The sequence below is a fragment of the Litoreibacter roseus genome (genome assembly GCF_009811795.1).
Taxonomy (GTDB): Bacteria; Pseudomonadota; Alphaproteobacteria; order Rhodobacterales; family Rhodobacteraceae; genus Litoreibacter; species Litoreibacter roseus.
This window is the reverse complement of record NZ_BLJE01000001.1, coordinates 851,606-875,751: the sequence shown is the minus strand read 5'-3', so window position 1 is coordinate 875,751 and position 24,146 is coordinate 851,606. Positions and strand designations below refer to the sequence as shown.

Sequence of the window (24,146 nt, the reverse complement as noted above, 5' to 3'; positions counted from 1 at the left end):
CAAATCATACCGGATGCACCATGAAACAAGCACTCTCTCTCATTGCTCTCGTCGCGGCCGTGCCAGCACTTGCCGAAGACACACGCCAGCTTGACGCCCATGAACATGGGGTTGGCGCGCTCAACATTGCGATTGAAGGAACAACCGTCGCGATGGAATTCCATGCGCCGGGTGCCGATATCGTAGGCTTTGAATATGCTGCCGAAAGCGACACCGATCTTGCAGCGATTGATGCGGCCATCACCACATTGAACACGCCGCTGGATCTGTTTGTCATGCCAGACGCGGCGGCCTGCACTGTGACCGAGGCGCAAGCGGAACTGGAAGGCGAGCACGGTCATGAGGACCACGATGAAGAACATCATCATGAGCACGCAGAAGAGGGTCACGATGATCATGCGGAAGACAGCAACCACGAGCATGATGACCACGGGCATGAAGATCACGCAGAGCATTCTGAAGAGGCGGGACACACGGAATTCCACGCTGAATACACTCTGATCTGCGACAACCCCAATGCCTTGACCGAGATAGTCTTCGCCTATTTTGAGACGTTCCCGAATGCGAAAGAAGTTGAGGTGCAGCTTGTCACCGCATCAGGCGCGCAGGCTTTTGAAGTTGAGCGCGACGCACCGGTACTCAATCTGGGACGTTGATGACAGAGGCGGTTCTCACGCTTTCCGACGTCAGCTACCGATGGCCGGGGCGGTCAGCGTTCTCGCTGACCATACCTGCTTTGACCGTAGCTAGAGGTGAAACTGTATTGTTGCTGGGGGAAAGCGGATCGGGTAAATCGACGCTGCTTTCACTCATCTGCGGTACGATTCAGCCAGATCGCGGCTCTGTACAGATCGCGGACACCGAGGTCACGACCTTGTCGGGCAGTGCTCGCGACCGGTTTCGGGCCGAGCAGATCGGTGTGATCTTTCAACAGTTTAATCTCCTGCCATTTGGGACCGTAACCGACAATATCCTGCTTCCGCTCCGCTTTGCGCCAGAGCGACGCAGACGCGTGGGTGATGTTACGAAAGAAGCCGCAAGATTGTGTTCGGCGCTTGGCCTGCCTGAGGGTGTTGGCCGCACCAAGGCCGATGCGTTAAGTGTTGGTCAACAACAGCGGGTTGCAGTTGCACGGGCTCTGATCGGACAGCCGCCTCTGATTATCGCAGACGAGCCCACCTCGGCCCTTGATGCGAACAGCCAAGCCGCCTTTCTCGACCTGTTGTTTGCGCAAACAGCCGAATGTAAGACATCACTTCTGATGGTCAGCCACGATCCGCGACTTGGCGAACGCTTTGACAGGGTCCTGAGGATCGAAGAAATCACCCAGGTTGAAAGGGCTGCTGCGTGACGTTGCGCCTCGCCATCGCCTCGCTTTCTGCGCGGGCCCTGACTGTGGGCATGACAATTCTTGCGATTGCCCTGTCGGTCGCGCTCTTTCTGGGTGTCGAAAAGGTCCGGACCGGAGCCAAGGCTAGTTTTGCCGATACCATTTCGGGCACTGATTTGATCGTCGGAGCGCGCTCCGGGTCAGTACAGCTTTTGCTCTACTCCGTCTTCCGCATCGGCAACGCGACCAATAACGTCACGTGGGCAAGCTATCAGGACATCGCAGCACGACCCGACGTTGACTGGATTGTTCCGATTTCCCTTGGTGACAGCCATCGCCAGTTTAGGGTCATGGGCACGACCCAAGCCTTTTTTGAGCACTACAAGTACCGTCAGGGCAGATCGCTCGAAGTCGCAGAAGGCGTCCTTATGGACGATCTTTTCGATACGGTTATCGGAGCCGATGTCGCGACGACGCTGAACTACAAAGTCGATGATCCGATCATCGTTGCTCACGGCCTGGCGTCTTTCACCGAACACAAAGATCAGCCCTTTCGAATATCGGGTGTTCTAGAAAAGACCGGAACGCCGGTCGACCGCACCGTCATTGTCAGCATGGAAGCTATCGAGGCCATCCATGTTGATTGGCAAAGCGGCGCACAGATACCGGGACGGTCCACGCCCTTAGACGTGATACGCAGCATGGATCTGACACCAAAAGCGGTGACAGCCGCACTTGTCGGGGTCGAAAGCCCGCTCCAGACCTTCGCCCTGCAACGCGCGATCAATCAATACCCCGAAGAACCGCTCCTCGCGATCCTGCCCGGGGTCGCTTTGCAAGAACTTTGGGGTATCGTCGGCATCGCGGAAACCGCGCTTCTGGCTGTCTCAGCCATGGTGGTCGTCACAGCACTTATCGGCATGATGGCTACGATCTTCTCCAGCCTCAACGAGCGCCGCCGTGAAATGGCGATTTTTCGGGCCATGGGCGCGCGACCAACCACCATTCTTGGCATGCTTGTTTTTGAGGCTATGGTGATGGCAGCGATCGGGGCCGTACTTGGACTGGCGCTGTTGTATATTGCGCTGATCATCGCGCAACCTATCGTGGATAATGCATTCGGCCTGTGGCTGCCCATAGGCGCGCCCACCCTGCAGGAGGCTAAGGTTGTTCTCGCCGTGATCTGTGCTGGCGCAATTGTGAGCCTTATACCTGCGTTGCGGGCTTACAGAATGTCTGTGGCTGACGGTATGATGGTAAAAACCTGATGCTGGGAACGAGGTGCTTTAAATGATCAATCGCAGAGCAGCCCTGATGCTTTTGTCCGGTTCGGTTGTCGCACCGAAGATGACCCTTGCGGCAAAACCCAAAGAAGTCATGTGGGATGACCTCATTCCACCCGGCGTGCCTTATTCAGAGATAATCGGAGAAGGCGAATTAGACGAAGTGAACGACCTTTGGAATCCAATCTATGACGCGAACGGGGTCAAACTGAATGAGGAGCTCAACGGCGCGTATATCAAAATGCCCGGCTTCATCATTCCGCTGGAGGTCAGTGCAGAAGGTGTGAAAGACTTCATGCTCGTGCCCTACGTCGGCGCCTGCATTCACGTCCCGCCGCCACCTGCCAACCAGCTCGTCCTGGTGAATGCAGCCCGGCCATGGCCCGGCGACCAGCTTTGGGACGCAGTGTGGGTCACTGGTGTGATGCGCACCCAACTGCAATCCACTGATCTTGGCCAGACAGGCTATTTCATCGCAGCCGACGATATGGAGATCTACGAGTGGTGAGCACCCGAATTCAGCGCCGCACTGTTCTGGCCAGCATCGTGGCCGCGACACTTATGCCCCGAATAGCGCATGCCGAAGCCTTCATCGATCTGGACTGGCAGGATTTGCTTCCTGAAAGCGAAACGATCATCCCCAATGTCCTGCGCGGCTTGATCGAACACGACGACGCCCCGCTCTCAAGTCAGCAACCGGCCTCCAGCGGTGTCAGAACAGATTGGAACGGGCAGATTGTCCGTCTCCCCGGCTTCATTGTGCCGATCGACTACAGAGGCACCGGTGTCACCGCCTTCATTCTCGTGCCCTATGTCGGAGCCTGCGTGCACGTGCCCCCGCCCCCTGCCAACCAATTGGTCTTTGTTACGACAGAAAAGCCCTACGAGAGCGCGGGGCTGTTTGAACCAGTCAACGTGATTGGAATGTTTGGCGTCTCGTCAATCTCCACACATCTGGCAGATATAGGATATGCCTTGTCCGCCGACAAAATTGAACCGTATCGAACGTAATGCCCATGCGAGTTGAGCGTGGAAGAACGACAAGCTAAGAGCATAGGCCGATCTATTCTGCTGGCTCACAGTGCGCCGAAGATCAGTCGCTTAGTTAGAGTTTTGCTCTTGAAAAGGCAGTTCTTTTAGGCGCCTCCTCAATTACATAGGTGATAGAGGCTAGATCCCAGCACCGCACAAACGACCCATTATACTGGGCTCGCTCACTTGCATGGCTCGCAAAGACTGCTGAACCTAAGGCAACTTATATTCATGGATATGCCGGACGCTTTGTCTCTGTTGCGCATCGCCGGTCATCGTCGTCGCAGAGTTCTTGTCACTTGCACGATGGAAGACGAATTTAGCGACACATTGCTGAGCAATGGACACAGATACAAGTTATGTTGAACTGCGATTGCCCACCAAGGACGAAAAACTTGTCTGAAAGCGGAGCGAGCGATGCTTTTAAAAACCTAAGTTCGGATTTCAGTCTCAATGTTGGTTGGCAGTCTGAAGATCACCAACGTACAAAGCGCTGCCGCGAAACAACCCACGCAAATCACAGGGCCAGCGACCGAAAGCCCCGCGTCCGCAAGAGCAGCGACTGCCACAATCCCGCCGAACCTTGCGAGGGTTATGTCCAAACTCACGGATACCGCGCTCATCCCTCTGGGCGCGTGTCGTAAAATCAATTGCGTTGAGGGGGCGTTGCTGCAAGCCAACCCAGAACCGACAAGGATCGCAGAGCCGATAAGCAAGATGGGGTTGTCATTGTATGAAATGAGCACACCGATCGCGATCAGCAGTGGCGCTGCAAGCATGATGGTCTGGACGTGAGCCTGATCGACCTTGTTCCGCAATAGCGCACTTAATACTGAAAATGTGAGCCACAAAGTCGAGATTATGAACCCAGTGCTGGTGGTCCCGATACTCGTTTCAGAAAGCCAAAGCGGAAGCCGGAACAGAAAATACGTAATCGCACCGTAGGTGAGGAATACATAGGCGAGCGTCAACCAGAGATCTCTGGCTCGGAAAATCGTAAGGTAATCCAGTTTTTCGCGTCGCGGCTCGTCCGGTTCCTTTGAGGTCGGCAACCAGAGGAGGATACTCAACGCGATGGCCGCAAGGGCTGCGATCAAGCCAAACGCGACGTTCCAGTTTCCAACGCCAAGGATGCCGCTATAGGCCAGCGGCGCGAGTGCCGCGACATAGCCAGCAAGACTTCCCCATAGTATGAGCATCCGACCGGGCTTTTCAGGCGCGTTTTGTGTAAGGAGAACCGGGACCAGAGGCGAGAAAACTCCGGCTCCAAACCCCTGTAATATGCGTCCGACGATCAGCATCTCGGCGTTAACAGAAGCGGCCAGCACAAGAGAGCCGGTGAGAAACACCAAGACGCCACACCCGAAAACCTTCGTTGTTTTGAAGGTGTCACCGAATAATCCGCCGACGAGAACACCGACCGCGATTGCAACGCTGTAGGAATTGAATACCCAAGCCAATTCGCTGAATGACAGACCGAATTGCGAGCGCATGGATGGCAGCAATAGCGGCACCAATGTCAGTTCCATCACAAAAGCGATGTGCGCCACAACCGGTGCATATATTGCTGCATGAGCCATGACGCCCACGGGATGCGGGACGCTTGGATTTGACCCGTCAGCTCTCATGCATGAATGACCCGTGTCATGCATTCGCCTTCGAATTCAGCTCGGCGATCTGAATGTGGGATGCGGGTCTTGCCCTCTCTCTCAAAGGGCTTTCGTGGCGTCGCAGGCTTTGGGTCGCTTGAGCGAAAGACGCAGCCAAATCCTTGGCGCTCATCCAGATCAGATAGTCTTCGTCCGTTACCTGTTGGTCCGGACCGATCCAACGCCCCGCTTCACAATGTGTGTAGCCGTAGCGAAGATGGGCCCCCTTGGCTGCCAACCGCTTTGGCACAAACGCGAACACAAATGAAGGATCCCAAGCGATTACTGTCATCTCAAGCAGGAGCCGCGACAACAGCGCTGTTGCGCCCTGGCTCCGCGGACCAGCAAGCCCCTTCGCCCGCAGCCAGAAGTCCCCCTGATAGCCCACCTTTCCAGTAATCGCGTTGAGCGCTTCTGGCCCCGAAAAAAAGGTCTGATCTGGGTCAGGTGTTGAATCGGGGGTGATATATTTGTGGCGGTGAAGATTCAAATGGCCGGCGAGAGAAATTCCGGACAGATCGAGAAGACGAACAGCCTGGGTGTGGATCAACTCGCCCTCGGGATCGAACCCACACACCCAAAGGCCGTTGTTGTAGTCAACATAGGAGCTTGCAACATCAAACATTGGATAGATCGGCGCGCGATCAGTCTGTTGGCTGCGGTAGGTGCGGTACTCTAGAAAATCATCGCCGATTTTGATTTGAATTCCCATTTCTTCAAGATCGCGCAGGACGCCCGAAAAACGTGTGATAACTTCAAATAGACGGTTTGGTCGGAGACCCATGTTGGTGGCTTTCTGTGGCAGCTTCGAACAGTTACGCAGTACGGGCTAAATCATTGAATAGTTAACGTAGTGTTACCTCGGCCGCGTCGCCTGCCGCTGGCGCAAAGGACTCTTGGCGCTTGTTCCTCCGGCACCCTCGTATAGGCCACCGAAGATTAGCTCCGGCGGAAGAACAAAGGTATCGATCGGCGGGTCCTATATCAATTAATGTGTCGAATACGCGGAAGGACCCGCCACGACCTACTGGACACTATAAGAGGTTTGCGTTTCGCATGAAAAAGTCGAGACAAGTCACCCGTATTTTTTCAGGAATTACTAGATTCCGAAAAGCGCGGATTGAAAGTCTACCAAACTAGACAAAAATTGGGAGAACACATCGAATTTGAATACAATTTTATTCCGCAGAAATACCTCCAAGTCATTGCTAAAAATACGCTTTAAGGTGATTACATTGAGAATATCCGCGATGATTTCTCGCTATCTGCATCAAACTCCAGCGGAGTTGATGAATTGCGGCGGCGTCAAGGCGCGCGATCAAAAAGCGCCCTACTTTGACCAGGTCGAACCAGAATACTACCTCTAAAGAATGAGGTATGTCATGGGCATCGACCCGATTTTAAATACGCTTGCGAACGTTTCTGTCCCTCCGCTTGGCGCGGTCAACGTTCGTATCGGCGCACCCGTAGAAGGCCCTGGCGGGCGGTGGGTCCCGTGCGCGTCAATCGTTTCTGATGGGGTTTACCTTCCTTGCCTCTACGAAATCGGACCCGGGCGAAGGCAGGTCTGCGGGACCAATGTACCCAGTCCCTCAGAAGACGAAGCGCTGTCCCGTGCTATAGAGCTTGCCGCGACTGCCTCGGCCTGAATGTTATTCATATTTGGTCTAGTGACGTCAAAATAACTGATGCCATCTGCAGACTTGGGCGCGCGATCGATAGGGCGATGTAAGTCGAGGTAGCGCCCCGGATTGCTGGCTTCGCCATCTGACTGTCCGGCCGCTTAGCCAGTGACGTACAGCAACCGATCCGGATCGACTGAAACCGCCTCTGGCCAGAACACACCCCCGTTATCAAAAAGCCGGCTGCAGAGGTCTTCCAAGCTCATGGGCTTGCCGAAATGAAACCCCTGTAGATAGTCGCAACCCATCTCGCTGACGATACGTGCGTGCTCTTTGGTTTCGACACCCTCCGCAACGATGTGCATCCCGAGGCTTTTGCCAATGCCAATGATCGAAGCGACCAGCGGCCGCGTACTCGCATCCTCTACGACAGGCTGGATAAATTGGCGATCGATTTTCAAGATTGACGGGCGGATTTCCAGCAACCCCCGAACGGAGGCGTGCCCGGTGCCAAAATCGTCGAGGGCGATGGTCACGCCCAATTCGTCCAACTCGTCTATCGTCCACCGGACGACTTCACCTATGCGATCCAGATAGACCGACTCGAGGATTTCAATTGTGAGGCGCTCGGGGGCGATCCCGGAGCTTCGAATGTCGTGGACAAATGTGGGATCCGCCAACCGGGCCGCCGACACATTCACAGCCAGCCGGGGAAGATCCACACCAGCTTTGTCGAAACATGACAACGCGTCTTTCAGGCAGGCAAACATAATCTCATCGACTCTCTTGAGGATCCCCATGTTCTGCGCGGTATCCAGGAAAGCCCCAGGTGCGAGAATACCTCTGGTTGGATGCGCCCACCGCACCAGCGTTTCTGCCGAAGCAATCTTTCCAGTTCGCGCGTCCACGAGGGGCTGAAAGTATGGGATAAACTCCTGTCGTTCGCAGGCCAGCAACAAATCCGACGCCAATTGCTTGGTCGCGATAGATTTGGCGTGCATCTCTTCAGTAAAAAAAGACCATCTTCCTTTGCCATGTTCCTTTGCATGATACAGCGCCTCATCGGCGTCAGCGACGACCCTCTCGGGATCCTGCATGTTCGATTTCGCAATCGCGACACCAATACTGGTGCCACAGCCCGTCGATTTTCCCTCGCACATGAAGGGGGCTTGCATCCGCGATACGATCTCGTCGGCAAGACTGCTGATTTCCAAAGCGCTGTTACCCAGAGGGCGCAGGATTGCGAATTCATCGCCCCCCAGACGCGCGACGAGGTCGCCCTCATCCGTGAGTTCGCGCAGCATGTGAGCGACAGAAACGAGTAACCGGTCTCCGACGTCATGGCCAAGCGTGTCATTGACGAATTTGAAGCGGTCCAGATCAATGTACAGGACAGCAAATTCTTTCTGATGCTGTTTTAAACCCTGAATCCAGGTTTTCACCTCAACCTCAAAGTGCCGACGGTTTGAAAGCCCGGTCAGCGCGTCTTCGTTGGCATCCTTGGCTACAGATTTGGCGAGATCGTGGAGACGTGCATTCTCTTTTTCCAGGCGCTGCACCTTATCGAGCGTCTTGGCGTAGCTGTCTATGTCAACGGGATCCACCAGAGGGCGGCTTTCCTTAGCGCGCCCAGATCCGCGGTTTCCCAAGTCTATTATGGAGCATAGCCACCAATGATCCCCTGTCGCGGGGTCGGACAGGTGGGTCCAACTCATTCGCTGCCAGTATGTCTCGCCATTCTTGCGATTATTTGTTGCCTCGGTTGAAAAATTTTCCCATTTCATCAACTTTTCAATAATGTACAGGTGCACGCCTTGCTCAAGGTCTGCGCCGATCAAGATCGTCCCGCGCTGCCCCAATGCTTCAGCGGCGTCATATCCTGTTATTCTAGAAAACGCCTTGTTGCACCAACGCAGTTCCATGACCGCCCCATCATCGGCACTGGCGGATGCAAGAGCGAGACCTTCAGTACACTTGTCATGGATTTGGTTGAAGATCTCTGGCGGTATCATATTTTTCCTGCTTTCCAGTGCAGAAGTCATATGTCTTGTACGACTAGAAACCGTTAAAGCGGCACCATGCGGTATCTTTCTTTATTGAAAAATTGATGTATTCGAACCGTCAGTCGTCCAAGGCGAAATGTTCACCGACCTTGCTAAAGATTGATAACCTCTCCGGGAGGCCACTCTCCAACGGAATACTCGCGAAATAACAGCCATGTTTGTCGGCCGGCGCACGACGAGCAGCGATGAATATTTCTCTCACAATGGGCTGCAAGTCCCAGAAACAAAATAACAGTATTCCGATATCCCTGCCCGTGACGATTGCGATTAAGCGAGCGCATGGCGATCCACTCTTGGTCTGTTGGTGGCCAACATCATCGGTAAGTGCTCGCAGTCGTCGACACAGTCATCATTGTGATCAAGCGGAAGCCGATATTGGCAGCTTTACCAATGGCGTAATACTGAGAAAGCCTAACTTGAAGATGGCTCGACTGATCGCTGATTGTGAGCGTTCCTCCGTGCAGTTGCATGACTTGATCTGCAACGGCGTGCGCCATTGCATTACCAGCCGTTGTCGCGTGTCGGCTCTGCCGAACCGAATGATGATATGTTTTCTACCGGAAATGCCAAACTTTCTCATTTGTCTCTATAGGCTTGACCAAATGTCCCGCCTAAACGGCCAGGCATCGGTCCATCCGGAAGGCAGCCCGTCAACCTCATCAAAAAAGCATGGTCTCGGGATGCGAGACCGGGCAGTTTTCTAGGAATGCCTTCCGGTCCTTTCGGGAAAACTGCGCATCAGGCAACCGTGCCTGTCCCCCGAACAGGTTTGCCGGATTGTATGCTGCGGCTGTCCAAGGATCACCAACGCTGACGTAAGCATGAGTTTTCGCTCATGCCCGCATGCGATCAAAACTTGGGTCGTAGGGACTTGGCCGGATCACGCGGGCCGCGATCGGTTTGCCGATAACGTCGACGCTGAGCCGGGTATGCGGTTCGGCAAAGGAGGGATCGACAAAGGCATAGGCCAGATTGAGTCCCGTTCGATGGCCCCAATCGCCGGACGTCACGGCGCCGACAATTACCCCATCCCCCCTGACCGACGCCCCACCATGAGCTGGCGCATGATCGCAGTCGAGCGCCAATGTAACCATGGTTTTACGCGGCCCCGCTTCGATCCGTTTCCGCAGTGCATCTTTGCCGACAAAGTCGCCCTTTTGCATTTTGACAAAGCGGTCCAAGCCGGTCTCAAAAGGATCAAATTCCGTCAGAATGTCCGCTTTCCAATGTAAAAACCCTTTCTCCAGCCGCATGGACTCGACAGCACGGGATCCGAACAGACTTAGTCCGTATGCCTCGCCCGCCCGACGCAGTGCAGCGTAGGCCGCATGCAGGCTTTCGTTTGGTATATGAAGTTCATACGCGAGCTCCCCGGAGAAGCTGACCCCCAGAACAGTGGCGGGCGCGATACCGATATGCGCCTCTCTTACCGACAGCCACGGGAACGCATCGCGGGACCAGTCCCCGCGCGCTGCAGCTTTCAACACATCGCGCGCTTTAGGGCCGGCGAGCACAAGGATCGTCTGTGCATTCGTGAGCGACCGGACTTGAACATCTTCGTCCGGACGAATGTGATGCAGCAACCAATCCATGTCGTGATATTCCGATGCCGCGGCAGATCCATACCATACCTTGGCCGGGGCGCTGTCCGAGGGGGGAATATTGGCGATGGTGGCCTCGCCCTTCAGCATGCCTTGGTGGTTTAGCAAGTATCCCAGACCCACCCGACCGGGTTTTGAGGGAACAGTCCCGCAGATCATACGATCAAGAAAGTCGGCAACATCAGCGCCCGTCAGTTCAAACCGGTTGAAGCCTGAAACCTCCGTCAAACCAACGCCGGTTGCGACCGCTGCGATCTCGGTACCAATAACCTCGTGCACCTCGTTGAATGTATAGCCAAGCGTTTCCTGAAACTCTGGCGCACGTTTGAAATAGTCGGCCCGCTCCCATCCATTGACCGTCGCAAACGCCGCGCCTTCGGCCGCCAGAACAGCCGTCAGAGGCGTGGTTTTCATGGGCCGTCCGGCAGGCCGGTGCTCGTGTGGAAGATGAAAGCGAAACTCATTCTGGTAGTCTTCAACGGCTTTCAAAGCGGTCAGTTCTACAGTCGCATGGCCGGCGAAGCGCCGCGGATCTATCACCCATGTGTCGTATTCGGCCTCGCCGTGGACGATCTGCTGCGCAAGCAGCCAGCCGTGGCCACCACCCTCGCCCAGCCCCGCACGCAGTCCAATAATACAAAATGCATTGCGTTTGCCTGGGATAGGACCAACCAGAGGCGCGCCGTCAATTGTGTAGGTAATCGGTCCGTTGACGACCTCCCGGATGCCAGTCTCCATCAACACGGGCATGCGCTCAAATGCCCCTTCCAAGACATCAGTGACGCGGTCGAGGTCGTCGGGGCATAGGTCGTTGGAAAACTGCGGGTCGATACCGTCCAGCCCCCACGTGCGACAGTCCTGCTCGTAGAACCCCAGCAACAGTCCGCCCTTTTCCTGACGCGCGTAGTAGTCACTGATCGGACACCGCAGCAGCGGGATTCGGTGGCCCACATCGGCAATGGCAGGGATGTCTTCCGTCAGAAAGTACTGGTGTTCCATGGAGGCCACCGGGTGGCTCACACCCATCATCGCGCCAATCTCATTGCATCGGTAGCCGCCCGCGTTGACGACGATCTCGCACCGCACATCGCCTTTGTCAGTGTGGACGCTCCAGCTATCGTCCGGATGTTGCGTCAGTCCCGTCACGGGGGTGTGGCGGTTCACCTCTGCGCCCGCAAGCCGGGCACGCCTCGCCAATGCCTGACACAGCTGGGCTGGGTCGATATGGCCGTCGGTTGGATCCCAGAGACCCCCCAGCAGGTTGTCGGTGGAGATTAACGGGTGGCGATGGGCGCATTCGGCGGCGTCAATCACCTCGAACTCTATACCCATACCGGCGGCCATTGACGCAAAATGACGATAGCCGTCCATCTGAACGTTGCTATTGGCCAATCGGATGCCGCCATCGCCGTAGTTGTAGCCAACCGGATAGTCGGGATCATCGCGCAACTCTTGATAAAGTCTGATCGAATGGCTCTTTAGACCCACCATGGTTTGGGTCATGCCGAAATTGGTGACCTGTGCCGCGGAATGCCATGTCGTGCCAGAGGTGAGCTCATCCCGCTCGATCAGCATCACATCTGTCCATCCTTCGCGGGTCAGATGATAGAGAGCAGAGCATCCTGCGATCCCACCTCCGATGACAACCACCCTCGCCTGATCCCGCATGCATTTCCGCCCTTGATTGGTCTTTTCATTCGATCAAAACCATCAGACCTCAGAGATGGCATAGGTCAACGGAAAACCCGAAGGTCACAGATCTTCGACACTATGATCTGCGGTTTCGGCACGCGCGCGTGCACGGGCCATCAGAATGTGCGCAGCACCTCCGGCAAGGTACAATGTAGCGACCGCAAGCAGCATACCCCCGTGGCCGCCAACTCCAAGTGTCGCAAGCAGAAGCGGTGTACCCACGAGATTGCCAATGTTGCCTGCCTGGGCCAGCGCCCCGTTCGCCAAAGCGCGGGTTTCATTGGTTGTGTTGAGTTCGGGAACGGCAGCGAAGCTTGCGCCTTGCACCAACCCCAAAACTGCGAATACTCCGATGCTGACGGCCGCCAAAGGAACACTGGCGAAAAACAACAAAACCACCAGGGCCGATGCCAAGAATCCAAAGACCGTGATCGCCACCGCAGAAAACACGGACAATAGCGCCGAGACCGCAACCAGCGCGACGGCGATGCTGACAAGCGGCATAAGGGTTGCAACCGCCGCGCGATCATCCGGCGGGAGCAGGTCAGGCAATACCGCCAAAAGAGCGACAAAAGTCATGGTGTAAAAGAGCCAACCCACAGCAGGCGCGGCCAAATTCGGGGACCTGTAGGCCTCAACATGTTGTCGAAGGACCGACGCAATGCTGGCGGAGACTGTCGGTGTGGACGGCGCTGGCCATCCCATAACCGTCGCCAGAACACCCGCGATGGCCAGCATGAACACTCCATGCGCGATCAGCAATGCGCCTAATCCCGACGACGCAACCAAGGGCAGGCCAAGCCACGCCATCAGCGCAAAAGATACACCGAAAAATGTGCTCCAAAGAGTCATGCTCACACCCCGGTAGCGGTCAGATGCGATCTGCGCGATCAGTGTCGGCGTAGCGACGACGAGCATCAGATGCGACACGCCCTCTATGAGGCGACTTGCGAGCATCATGCTCAAGCTTGGCACCGTCGCCTGCCACAAGGACAGCACACCGCCCAAGATCAACGCCCCGATCACTGCCCGCGCCAGACCCACCCTTGCGACCAGTACGCCGGCGGTCATGCCAAAAACTGCTCCTATTGCACTGATGGTTGTGAGCAGCCAGCCTACCTCGGCACCGGCGGCAGAGTAGGCTTCACGCAGAGCGGCAAATGGCACGGCGAATTTTGCGAATTGAGCCGCAGCGCCAAGCCCTGCGAGCCATAACAGCAAAATCAGAATTCCTGAACCGAAGGGAGCGCGCACCATATCCAATCGGTAAACCTGATCAGATCACGGGACCACGCATAAAAAATGCGGGGGGCTAGGCGCCGGTGACAAGCCGAACCGGCGTGCCATCCGCCAAATACAAGCGCTCCCACAAAATGCCGCCCGCGCTGATCCGGATCAGGTCGTGCTCAGCGCCGGATGTGCAAAACAGTCGTGGCTCCGGCACTTGTGTTGACCACCACCCGGCATCTGCAAGCTTGGCCTCTTCGTTTCGGATTTCATCCGTCGCGAATTGCCAAAGCGAAATCCCCAGCATGGTGCGTTGGGATGTCTTCCAATCCGCTGCCCGGCTTTTAGAATAGGCCAGACAAATATGGCTGACCTCTTCGACCAAGTGCACGCAGTCGATTGAATTCTCGACCAGTCTGCGCAGTGCCGCGTCGTCCTTTCTGGACCGCGCAAGAACATCAAATGCCCGATGCTGAAGCTCCGCATCCGGCGTGTGATGTCCGGCTTCCCATCGCGACACCGAAGTCTGATCAACGCCCAATTGATCAGCAAGGGCCAACTGCTTCAGCCCGAGGGCCCGCCGCTGGCGGCGCAACCGTTGACCGAAGGACGGAAACGGCTTTGCAGGGGGCTGTGTCGCTTTCGAAGCACTGTGCATTGGATCAGAGTAAAGCCATCCACGGTCAATTCAATGCCCCGCACTCCGATCAGGTTGGATGCGGGCGCTCAAGCGCGAAGGTTCCAAAGGTCATCACCAAGATGACCAGCGCGATGCAGGCGAGAACGATCCAACCGAACCCGGCCACAATTGCCCCCGCCGCGAAGGCAAAGACGGTAGAAGCGAGCGCAATCACCGTATCGTTCACGCCCTGAACCATGGATTTCTTATCCGATGTAACAGCGCTTGCAAGCAGCTGCGTTGCCGCGATGAACCCGAAGTTCCACCCCACCCCAAGCAAAATCAGAGATCCGTAGAAATGCACAGATGACAAGCCAGTCGCGGCAGCCATGGCGGAGACGGTCAGAAGAGCCAGACCGGTCAAGGCGATCCGCCGTGTTCCGAAGCGCTTGATTAGAAAACCCGTGAAAAAGCTTGGCGCGAACATCGCGACAACATGCCAGCGGATGACATCACCGGCCATCGCTTCGGAAAATCCGCAGCCGATCATGGCAAGCGGGGTCGGCACCATCAAAAACACCATCACGCCTTGGGATACGGCCGCCAAGAGAACCGCGGAGCGCACGGACTTGCGCCGCAAGACGGCCAATGACGCAAATCGGTTCGTATTCGTGGGGCGCGGGGCGATGTCTGCGGTGGGCATGCGGACGAATGCCAAGGGCACCACGCCGACAATCGACACGCCAGCGACGGCCGCATAAGCACCGGCCAATGGAACCGCACCAAGTGCATCCTTAGTAGCGATGAAGACCTGCGGCCCGGCAAAGGCGGCAATCAGCCCGGAGGTCAGCATGAGAGAAATTGCGACGGGCTGCCACTCTGACGTGACCACCTCGGCCGCCGCAAACCGGAAATACTGGTAACACGACAGCGCTGCGCCAAGTGCAAAATGTGCGGCGCAGAGCAGAAGGAAATTGCCCGACACCAATGCTACCGTCGCTGCCAAACCGCCCAGAGCCGCAAGAACCCCACCCAGAAGAAATCCTGTTCGCCGCCCCAACCGCCCCATCAGCAAGGAAAACGGTCCGGCAGCAAAAAGTCCGGCCATCGTTTGAATTGACGCGGGCAAAGTCGCCAAAGCGGTGGACGGGGCCAGCATCAACCCTGCGAGTCCGCCCAGAATGATCAGCATCGGCATGGCCGAACTGAGGATCGTGTTCGCCGCAAGGAGGCCCAAGAAGTTGGAATTGCGGACAATCGATGACGCAGACATGAAGGCGGCTCCAATGCAGAAGGTTGACATGACGACGTCTAACGGGGTTTAGATATGTCTAAAATGTCAATCTAGCATCAAAAATGGACATTCCACTCAAAATCCGAACGATTGACGTCCTCCTCTTTGATGGGGTGAACCTGCTGGATGTCGCCGGTCCGGTTCAGGCGTTCGAGGCGGCGCATGTGAACGGACGCGAGACATACAGCGTGCGGTTCATATCAACGGATGGGGCGCCAGTACGGGCCTCCTGCGGTTTGAAGCTTGCGGCGGACGGCGCGCTCTCTGCCGCAACACCGAGCGATGATCTTTTGATCCCCGGCGGCACCGGCGTGGATGCGCTGACCGAAGACGAGGCAACTCTGAAAGCGGTAAAAGCGTTCGCAACGCAGGCGCCGAAAGGCCGACTGATTTCCGTCTGCTCAGGCGCGTTGGTCCTTGCGGCTGCAGGCCTTCTGGACGGGCGCCCTGCAACAACCCACTGGTCGCGCGCGAGTGACGCCCGGACCTACAAAAATGTTCTGTGGGATCTTGACCGGATCAGCATCTCAACTGGGCGAATTTATACATCGGCGGGTGTGACGACTGGCATCGACCTTGCCCTTTCTATCATCCGTGAGGATTGCGGCCCTGCAACTGCCCTTGCTGTTGCGCGTGAACTGGTCGTACAACTTCACCGGACCGGCGGTCAAAGCCAGTTCGCGACCCATCTGGATGCGCAATTTGCCGTTGGCAGTACGCTGACACGCCTGATTGAGCAGGTTGTGACCGAGCCCAAAGGGAATTGGTCGCTGGAGAACCTTGCAAACGCAGCGGGTATGAACCCGCGAACCCTCTCGCGGCATTTCAAACGGGATTTGCAGGAAACGCCCGCGCAGTTTGTGGAGCGGGTGCGTGTTGAACATGCGCGGGGCCTCTTGTCTGAAGATCGTCCCCTAAAGCAGGTCGCCATCGACAGCGGATTTGGTGATCTTCAGCGCATGCGACGCGCGTTCCAGCGGCGGTTCGGCATACATGTCAGCGATTACGTCAGCGCCTTCGGTTAGCGTAAAATCCTGACTTTAAAAACTTTACTTCACAAACAAAGCGGCCGCAGAAAATACTGCGGCCGCGATGCACTTGTTACCATACTAGGTCCGTGGTGGTGAAAAACGTCAGTAGCCGGAACCGTAAGAACTGTCGGAGCTGCTACCGTAGAGGTCGCCCGGTTCGCAGGCAGACAACGCCAGCACACCAAGCAAAATCGTTAACATACGCATCATTGGTAAAGTCCTTGATAAGTTGAAAAATTAGTTGCGAACGGCATCCCAAACGCCGCCGACGCCATCACCAGTGACGTCCCCGCGCTTGGCATCGCCTGCCCAAAAATAGAGAGGCTGACCATTCAGCGTCCATTGGCGCGTGCCATCTTTCCGCCCGATGATCCCAAGGGCGCCCTTGGCTTCTGCAGATGCTGCAGCGGTGAACGGAGGCCATGCCTGCGCACAGTCGTTGTAGCAATTTGAGGTGTTCTTTGCGTCCTTGCGGAACGTGTAAAGCGTCATGCCTGTCTTTGCGGAGACGATCACTTTTCCAATCTCGGAATTCACGGCACCCAATGTTTGCGCAGAAACAGCAGCACCAAGAACTGTGGTAGCAGCGATTGCGGCGATAAATGTACGTGTCATGGTCTTAGTCCTCTTTAAGTTTTCAGTTTTTGGTGTGGAGTGTTGTCTCCCACTGCTGACCTCTACGCATCGACCCCACGGGTTATTCACGCGGATCGAAAAAAAATTAGAATTTTTCCGCTGACCCGCGCGTAACCCCCTTGAAACAATTGCTTGGGAATGCGTGATGTCTGCAGCGCTTGCTGAAAGAATGCCATGGGACATGGAATGGACGCCGCTGAGGGGCTACAGGTTACATGTGCACGACACGCAACTCGAGGGCTCAAAGGTAAGAGGGGGCAAGGTGTCTAGTGAATTGAAGAGCGACCTGATCGCCCTTTTGCCACGCTTGCGCCGGTTTGCGCGGTCCTTGACGCGGTCTGTGCCCGAAGCGGATGATCTTGTGCAGGAAGCGTGCTTGCGCGCGCTCAGCCGTTCCGACCAATGGGATCCGGCTCAACCGTTGGATCGGTGGATGTTCCGGATCACACGAAACCTCTGGATCAGCGAAATTCGAAAACGTTCGGTGCGTTTGGGACAGGGTCATGTCCCCGCCGAAGAAACCCATGAGCTTGTCAGCACTGACACAGGCGAAGACGCCGTCGCGGCAACCGAGTTGCACGGACATATCGCGGCACTACCTAAGGAATTATCTGCAATTCTCCTGACGGTCTCGGTCGAAGGCTATAGTTATGCCGAGGCGGCGGAGTTGTTTGATATTCCGATCGGAACGATCATGAGCCGAATTCACCGTGCGAGGAAAACATTGGCGCAGCAGATCGCCCAAGACACAGGGGCCCTCACGTGACGCAGTATGAAGAAAAACTGAGCGCGTTCCTGGACGGTGAACTCTCGGCAGCGGAGACGCAAGAGGTTGAGCGCGCGCTGGAGCGAGACCCGGCGCTTCAAGGCGAGCTTGAGGCGTTGATGGCAGCCGATGTGGCGGCCAGCGAGCAATTCGACGCCATGCTCCATGAGCCGGTGCCCCTGGAACTGGCGGCTGCCATCCGCAACGCGCCTGACGCGACGCCCGCGAATACGCCGCGCCCAAAATCAGCGATGGGCTGGCTGACTGCAGCCGCCGCCGCTGTGGCATTGGCTGTCGGCGGGGTCGGTGGCTACGTCGCTGGAACATCCCAGACCACGCAGGTGGCAGAGATCCCCGGCTGGCTCGCCGATATTGCGGACTACCACCGGGTCTACGCAGGCCAGAAGCGCCATCTTGTGGAAGTGCCCGCCAGCGAGGCGGAACACATCCAAACATGGCTGACGGGAACAGTGGGGACAAAGGTCCGCATCCCAGACCTGACGGAATTTGGATTAACCTTCCAAGGCGCCCGGTTGCTTGTCGCGGCCGGCAAGCCCGTGTCTCAGTTGATGTATACGGACGCGAATGAAAATGTTGTAGCGCTCTGCCAAATCCAATCCGACGCCCCTGGCGACGGGTTTTCAGAACGGACTGTCGACGCCTTCGACATGATCAGTTGGGGGGCCCGAGACGCGAAGTTCGTGATCGTCGGGGACGAAGGCCGGGACAATCTCGGCGCGATCGCACGATCCGCGGCTGATCAGGTTGAGGCCTGATCCACTAGCTTTCCCGGAAACAGAAATAGAGCGGCAGGTACCTGCCGCTCTCACTCGGTCAACTGATTAAAACAATGGATAAGGTGCGCCGGCCCGTTTGATCGGTCCGGCGCGTCTCGTATCAGGCTTTCTTACGGCGACGGCTGCGTGCGACTGCGCCCCCGCCTAGAAGTGCTGACCCGAGAAGAACCGCGCTCGCAGGCACGGGTACCGGTGCGACCTGAGGGATCGGTTCACCAAAGATGAAGTCATCCATCGCGACCGCCTGAGATCCGAAATAGCTGTCATCGATGGAATGAAAGCCCGCAGAGACCGTCGCGGCACCAAGGACAGGCTCTTCAAACAAAACACCAAGGAAGGACAAGCCGCCCGGTCCACTTTCGGGCGCAAAGGCGGTAAACTCAGGCGTATCAGTTGCAACGTCTTGACCCACCTTGAAAAAGTCCACCTTTGCATCGGTGCCGGATTCCGTTTTCTTCACGTTGGTAAACACGATCCCAAGGCCAAGGCTACCGGCAGGCGTGGTTTGATCGGATGGATCGAAGAAGAAGACATCAAACACAGTTCCGCCGATGGGGGCGAACAAACGTTCAGGACTGAAAATCCCCAGCGATTCTTCGAGACCGAACCGGATGGGTTCTCCGGAGGCTTCGGTGCTGCTCAACTGAAACCCTTCCGCACTTTCGCGATCAGGGCCTAGGTCTTCTCTCTCTGTCGGGCGGAACTCGATGCCGCGGGCACGCGGCGCTGAATTGAAGTTGAAAAAATCGCCGGGAAAGGCGTTCGGATCGGAAATAGCATCCGGTGCCGCATCCCAATTGATCTGGCGACGCCCCCCTTCAAAATTTTCGGGCTCATTGGGATTGAGGGCACCAAGCGCGTCGCGGAATTCATCCACTTCAGCCTGAATGCTGGCGGCGTCCGGGCCCGAAGCAGAAAACACCACGGGCGCGGCGGTTGCGAGACACGGCACAAGAACAAGCGTGCCGACCATTGCGGAAAAACGAGTAAAGAACATGTTAACTCCTGATTGCCTAATTAAGACGATATCGCCGGGCGTAACCGCCCGTACGAGCACTGGAATGAGAAAGCGGACAGGCTTGAAACGATCGCTGCCCAGTCGAAACCAAGCCACGGGTTTTGCTGCCGTGTTCCATAGCGATCTATCGCGAAATGGGCGGGTATTGGGGGCTTAGTTGGGATCCCACCTCCGACTTCAAACGACTGTCCGCTTAACTCACAGAAGCGTTACGCCCGACCGCGGCGATTTATTCTCGCGAACCTAAAATTTTCTAATATTTTATGAATTTGGGAAGGCAGCCAGCGAGTGAATAGCCTGTAAGATATTGTAAATATATGGATTTGTGTTTTCATTAAGCGATACATCTAGATCTAAAAAAAAACGCCCGCGCGCTTCGGTTTTTACCTGCGGATGCCCCGTTACCCGCGAAACAGGGATCGCTTTAACCCAGTTCCAAGGTGGTGACCGCAACATAGCTTCCGCTTGGCGTGGCTGACTTGCCACGATACATGCGGCCCGTCTCAAAAACCGGTTCAAGACCCAGGAATCGGCATTGGTCGGAAAGACCTTCGGAGGTCCACGGAACGTCAATACTGATCGGACCTTCAAAGATGCGCGCCGCGTCCCGGATCAGAGCCTCAGCGATGTTCTTATCCGGGGCAACAAGCGGACCGATCTTCGCACCGCTCCGGCATTTGCGCACCGTAGCGAAACCCGAAACCTGACTGCCCTGCCCAAAAACCAGTGTTTTCCGGGATGGCGCGGTCTGAAACCACTCGGACAGATATCGGGGCTTCGACCAGCCGGACGCAATCGCCTCCCGCTTGACCAGACCAGCAATATCTTCGGCGGTGGCATCTCTGATTTCGGGTGAGGCCGCGGGGTCGATCACCCCCGAATATCGGATTGTCTTTCCGACCATATCAAAGCCGAACTTGGCATAATTGCTCTGCTGTTCGGGCACACCATCCAGGCCAATTGTCCGATTGCCTGCATGCGCGATCGCATGACGCCAGAGCGCGAGTCCGATGCCTTTGCCACGATAAGCAGGCTGGCACAGGTAAAGGCCAAGAAAAGAGAACGTGTCGGAATGATTGACGACCGAAATCGCGGCAACGGGCGTCGCCCCCTCTTCAGCCACGAAAAAGCCATTCGGGTCCGCCGCAAGAAACGCGCTTGCATCATCTAGCCCGGGGTTCCAGCCTTCCGCCGCCGCCCAGCTCAACACTACTTCCAGATCGTCGAGCGTCATAACGCGGTGCCGGATCACCGCTTCAACGCCTCGCGCAAAGACGGGGCCTGATCCGGCAATTGCCGCAGATCAAGCTGCGACAGCAAGTCCAGCAGATGCCCCTTCATTAAATCCTCTGCCGCGTCCCCATCCTGACGGCGCAGGGCGTCCAGCAACGCATGATGCGCATGGCTTTCGCAAATCGCACTACGGCGCTGCCAATAAAGCGCAATCACAAGCGACGAGCGGGACACGAGTTGCTTGATAAAGGCTTCTATGGTGGCTTGATTTGCGATCCGCGCGATCTCCGCATGAAATAGCCCCGACAACTTCAAGGCGCGCCCGGTCTCGCCGGCTGCAAGGGCCGCGTGTTCTTGTTCAATGTGCCCTTCAAGAAGAGCCATATCGGTTTCGGTGGTCCGTTCTGCTGCAGCGCGGGCCGTTCGCGGTTCCAACAAGGCGCGTGCCTCAAACACCTCCCGCGCGTCTTTTACCGATGGCTTCGCAACAAACGCGCCTCGGTTGCGTTCGATCCGCAAGAGCCCCTCATGCGCCAACGTCTGCAAGGCTTGCCTGACCACGGTTCGTCCAACGCCGAAGATCTCGCTCACTTCATCTTCCGACACTTTCATGCCGGGAAGTACGCGATGTTCGTGCACTGCTTCCGTCAGCTGGGCAGAGATTTCATCCGCTGACGGCGTTGTGGACGACTGTAGATCAAGGTCTTTCAAAATGCCGATCTCCTCATGAATTTCTTGTCAGAGCAGCGGATCGACGGCAAGCTGAACTGACAGTCGCAACAAATCTGCCTTTAGATTGTATACGATCTGTGTCTATATTTTCGACATCTCGCATTTGACTTGCACAGAAACTCACCATTGCGCCGTCAATGCGGGTGTATCGCAGCGATAGCCCTTCGCCTTGGGCCGTTCTGTGTCTGAGGCTCAAACCAGAATGTTGGGGGTTCTATGCGATCTGATCTCGATCTTGAACTGGTGAGCGTGACGAAGCGCTATGGCGATACGATCGCCGTCGACGCCATCCAACACCTTTTTCACGCCGGGACATATGCCTGCCTACTGGGTCCGTCAGGTTGCGGAAAATCGTCGACCCTTCGCATGATCGCTGGCCATGAGACTGTAACCGAAGGAGCTATCGTGCTGGGGGGACGCGACATCTCCGCGTTGCCACCCGCCCGCCGCGGCACCGCGATGATGTTTCAGAACTACGCCCTGTTTCCGCACCTGAACGTGCGCGACAACGTCGCCTTCAGCCTGCGCATGAAAGGCACGGACTCAGATACGCGCAAACGCCGCGCGCACGAGATGCTGGAGCTTGTTGACATGACAAGCCTATCGGACCGACTGCCCGCCCAGTTGTCCGGGGGTCAACAACAGCGTGTCGCCCTCGCCCGTGCACTGATCACCGAGCCGCAGGTTCTGCTTCTGGACGAACCGCTGTCGGCACTCGATCCGTTTTTGCGCGTCCGGATGCGCGCCGAACTTCGACGACTTCAGAAAGAGCTTGGGATCACCTTTGTTCATGTCACCCATGGGCAGGACGAAGCCTTGGCGTTGGCCGACGAAATCGTTGTCATGAACGACGCACGGATCGAACAGGCGGGGCCCACCCGCGATGTATTCAATGCGCCAGCCACGGCATTTGTCGCGCGGTTTCTGGGCGCCCATAACGTGATCGCACTGCCCGAGGGCAAGATTGCCGTGCGCTCGGATGAGATGCAGCTGAAATCACCGGAAGACGCCCGGATGAGCGGTCGGATCACCGCCGTCGAATATCAAGGCAGCCATGTCGCCCTGACAGCGCGCATCGCGGGGGATCAAGAGGTGACGGCGCTTCTGACAGACAAGGATTTCTTCGGCAACCCGAAGGATTTGGGCGAGGCCGTGGGCCTCGACTGGGACACTCACGCCGCGCATGCGCTGCGAACCTGAGACAACAACTGTTCAAGACTGGGAGACTGACATGACCACCATACCGAAAATCCGCTACTCAAGACGCGCCGTTCTGAAAACAGGTGGGGCAGCCGTCGCGGCCTCCACCCTGTCCGCGCCCATGGTCTGGGGACAGGCCACCAAGGATATCACCCTGCGCCAATTCGGCACCGGCGTGTCCAACCTCAACGAAGTGGCGCAGAAAGTAAAAGAAGATCTAGGCTTCACGCTGGAAATGACTGCGCTCGACTCCGACAGCGTTACCCAGCGGGCAGCGACCCAACCCGACAGTTTCGACATCGCGGATATCGAATACTGGATCTGTAAGAAAGTCTGGCCGACCGGCAACCTGCAGGCGATGGATGTGTCGAAGATCAAGCGCTACGACCAGATCGTGGGCATCTTCAAATCGGGAAAACTGACGCCAGAAAGCGAAATTGCCCAAGGCACCGCGCCCCACAGCGTGGGCTTTGTCCCGGAACCGGGCGCGACCAGTTTCGCGGACGAAGAGACGAACTGGATGACGCTGATCCCCACAATCTACAACGCTGACACGCTGGGTATTCGACCTGACCTGATCGGCCGGCCCATCAACAACTGGTCCGAGCTTCTAAATCCCGAGTTCAGAGGCAAGGCCTCTATCCTCGACATCTCGTCCATCGGGATCATGGATATGGCGATGGTGTGCGAGTCCATGGGTGAGATCCAGTATGCCGACAAGGGCAACATGACCCGCGAGGAGATTGACAAGACCTTCGCGATCTTCACCGAAGCGAAACAGAACGGCCAGTTCCGGGCCTTCTGGAAAACCTTCGACGAAAGCGTGAACCTGATGGCATCGGGCGAGGTTGTGATCCAGTCCATGTGGTCACCCGCGATCACGGCTGTAAAGACCCGCGGCATTCCATGCGTCTACCAGCCTCTGGAGGAAGGATACCGGTCCTGGGGGGGTGGCATCGGGCTGTCGAACTCGCTTTCCGGGCTCGAACTGGATGCGGCCTACGAATACATAAACTGGTATCTGGAAGGCTGGGTCGGCGGCTTCCTGATGCGGCAGGGTTACTACTCCGCCGTCCCCGAAACGTCCAAGGATCACATGTCTGAGAACGAGTGGGGCTACTGGTTCGAGGGCAAAGAAGCTGTGGAAGACATCACCAACCCATTTGGCGACGTAATGGCCGCAGCGGGCGAAACCCGCGATGGCGGGTCCTTCAATGACCGGATGGGGGCGGTTGCCTGCTGGAATGCGGTGATGGATGAAAACCAATACATGGTCCGCAAATGGAACGAGTTCATCGCGGCATGACTCCTCGGCGCGCTC

The 24,146-nt window shown here is 56.6% G+C and carries 21 protein-coding genes; 10 read left to right on the top strand and 11 right to left on the bottom strand.

What is annotated here, in order from left to right; all coding sequences use genetic code 11:
• Positions 1–20 precede the first annotated feature (20 nt).
• The 5 genes from zrgA to KIN_RS04335 are packed head-to-tail and all read left to right on the top strand — an operon-like array spanning position 21 to position 3,624.
• A complete protein-coding gene (gene zrgA, locus KIN_RS04355; RefSeq protein ID WP_159804705.1) occupies positions 21–656 on the top strand; it encodes a zinc uptake protein ZrgA in 636 nt (211 codons plus the stop codon).
• Entirely contained in the window at positions 656–1,351 is a 696-nt protein-coding gene (locus KIN_RS04350) for an ABC transporter ATP-binding protein (RefSeq protein WP_159804704.1), read from the top strand. Before zrgA ends, KIN_RS04350 begins: the two co-directional genes overlap by 1 nt.
• Positions 1,348–2,598, top strand: coding sequence for an ABC transporter permease (locus KIN_RS04345; RefSeq protein ID WP_159804703.1), 1,251 nt, complete (start codon positions 1,348–1,350; stop codon positions 2,596–2,598). Before KIN_RS04350 ends, KIN_RS04345 begins: the two co-directional genes overlap by 4 nt.
• Before the next feature lie 22 nt (positions 2,599–2,620).
• Positions 2,621–3,121, top strand: a complete 501-nt coding sequence (locus tag KIN_RS04340) for a DUF3299 domain-containing protein (RefSeq protein ID WP_159804702.1) — start codon at positions 2,621–2,623, stop codon at positions 3,119–3,121.
• On the top strand, positions 3,115–3,624 hold the full coding sequence (locus KIN_RS04335; protein ID WP_373281636.1) for a DUF3299 domain-containing protein: 510 nt from the start codon (positions 3,115–3,117) through the stop codon (positions 3,622–3,624). Before KIN_RS04340 ends, KIN_RS04335 begins: the two co-directional genes overlap by 7 nt.
• A 452-nt stretch (positions 3,625–4,076) precedes the next feature.
• Here KIN_RS04335 and KIN_RS04330 read toward each other — a convergent pair whose 3' ends face one another.
• The 7 genes from KIN_RS04330 to KIN_RS04300 all read right to left on the bottom strand — a co-directional run bounded on the left by KIN_RS04330 (position 4,077) and on the right by KIN_RS04300 (position 15,391).
• Positions 4,077–5,225, bottom strand: coding sequence for an MFS transporter (locus KIN_RS04330; protein ID WP_159804701.1), 1,149 nt, complete (start codon positions 5,223–5,225; stop codon positions 4,077–4,079).
• A gap of 64 nt (positions 5,226–5,289) precedes the next feature.
• Positions 5,290–6,078, bottom strand: coding sequence for a hypothetical protein (locus KIN_RS04325; RefSeq protein WP_243144808.1), 789 nt, complete (start codon positions 6,076–6,078; stop codon positions 5,290–5,292).
• Positions 6,079–7,077: 999 nt separating this feature from the next.
• Complete coding sequence (locus KIN_RS04320) at positions 7,078–8,928, bottom strand: sensor domain-containing protein (RefSeq protein WP_159804700.1); 1,851 nt, start codon at positions 8,926–8,928, stop codon at positions 7,078–7,080.
• Positions 8,929–9,812: 884 nt separating this feature from the next.
• A complete protein-coding gene (locus KIN_RS04315) occupies positions 9,813–12,248 on the bottom strand; it encodes a GcvT family protein (protein ID WP_159804699.1) in 2,436 nt (811 codons plus the stop codon).
• A gap of 84 nt (positions 12,249–12,332) precedes the next feature.
• Complete coding sequence (locus KIN_RS04310) at positions 12,333–13,493, bottom strand: MFS transporter (protein ID WP_159804698.1); 1,161 nt, start codon at positions 13,491–13,493, stop codon at positions 12,333–12,335.
• A gap of 91 nt (positions 13,494–13,584) precedes the next feature.
• A complete protein-coding gene (locus KIN_RS04305) occupies positions 13,585–14,157 on the bottom strand; it encodes a helix-turn-helix domain-containing protein (RefSeq protein WP_159804697.1) in 573 nt (190 codons plus the stop codon).
• Between the two features lie 49 nt (positions 14,158–14,206).
• Entirely contained in the window at positions 14,207–15,391 is a 1,185-nt protein-coding gene (locus tag KIN_RS04300; RefSeq protein ID WP_159804696.1) for an MFS transporter, read from the bottom strand.
• Between the two features lie 83 nt (positions 15,392–15,474).
• Between KIN_RS04300 and KIN_RS04295 the strand changes: the two genes are divergently transcribed.
• On the top strand, positions 15,475–16,437 hold the full coding sequence (locus tag KIN_RS04295) for a GlxA family transcriptional regulator (RefSeq protein WP_159804695.1): 963 nt from the start codon (positions 15,475–15,477) through the stop codon (positions 16,435–16,437).
• Between the two features lie 243 nt (positions 16,438–16,680).
• On the opposite strand, the gene KIN_RS04290 is transcribed toward KIN_RS04295, so the two are convergent.
• A complete protein-coding gene (locus KIN_RS04290) occupies positions 16,681–17,058 on the bottom strand; it encodes a COG4315 family predicted lipoprotein (RefSeq protein WP_159804694.1) in 378 nt (125 codons plus the stop codon).
• A gap of 166 nt (positions 17,059–17,224) precedes the next feature.
• On the opposite strand from KIN_RS04290, the gene KIN_RS04285 reads away from it, so the two are divergent.
• Positions 17,225–17,845, top strand: coding sequence for an RNA polymerase sigma factor (locus KIN_RS04285; protein WP_243144807.1), 621 nt, complete (start codon positions 17,225–17,227; stop codon positions 17,843–17,845).
• The gene (locus KIN_RS04280; RefSeq protein WP_159804693.1) at positions 17,842–18,621 is read left to right on the top strand and encodes an anti-sigma factor family protein; all 780 of its coding nucleotides are present in this window, start codon (positions 17,842–17,844) and stop codon (positions 18,619–18,621) included. The genes KIN_RS04285 and KIN_RS04280 overlap by 4 nt, the downstream gene beginning before the upstream one ends.
• Before the next feature lie 121 nt (positions 18,622–18,742).
• Here KIN_RS04280 and KIN_RS04275 read toward each other — a convergent pair whose 3' ends face one another.
• The 3 genes from KIN_RS04275 to KIN_RS04265 all read right to left on the bottom strand — a co-directional run bounded on the left by KIN_RS04275 (position 18,743) and on the right by KIN_RS04265 (position 21,556).
• On the bottom strand, positions 18,743–19,639 hold the full coding sequence (locus tag KIN_RS04275; protein ID WP_159804692.1) for a hypothetical protein: 897 nt from the start codon (positions 19,637–19,639) through the stop codon (positions 18,743–18,745).
• A 445-nt stretch (positions 19,640–20,084) separates the two neighbouring features.
• On the bottom strand, positions 20,085–20,912 hold the full coding sequence (locus KIN_RS04270; protein WP_243144806.1) for a GNAT family N-acetyltransferase: 828 nt from the start codon (positions 20,910–20,912) through the stop codon (positions 20,085–20,087).
• Positions 20,909–21,556 (bottom strand): GntR family transcriptional regulator, encoded by a 648-nt coding sequence (locus KIN_RS04265; protein WP_373281646.1) that lies wholly within the window; start codon positions 21,554–21,556, stop codon positions 20,909–20,911. Before KIN_RS04265 ends, KIN_RS04270 begins: the two co-directional genes overlap by 4 nt.
• A gap of 285 nt (positions 21,557–21,841) precedes the next feature.
• Between KIN_RS04265 and KIN_RS04260 the strand changes: the two genes are divergently transcribed.
• Entirely contained in the window at positions 21,842–22,825 is a 984-nt protein-coding gene (locus KIN_RS04260) for an ABC transporter ATP-binding protein (protein WP_159804691.1), read from the top strand.
• A 40-nt stretch (positions 22,826–22,865) separates the two neighbouring features.
• Entirely contained in the window at positions 22,866–24,131 is a 1,266-nt protein-coding gene (locus KIN_RS04255; RefSeq protein WP_159805362.1) for an ABC transporter substrate-binding protein, read from the top strand.
• Positions 24,132–24,146: the final 15 nt, after the last annotated feature.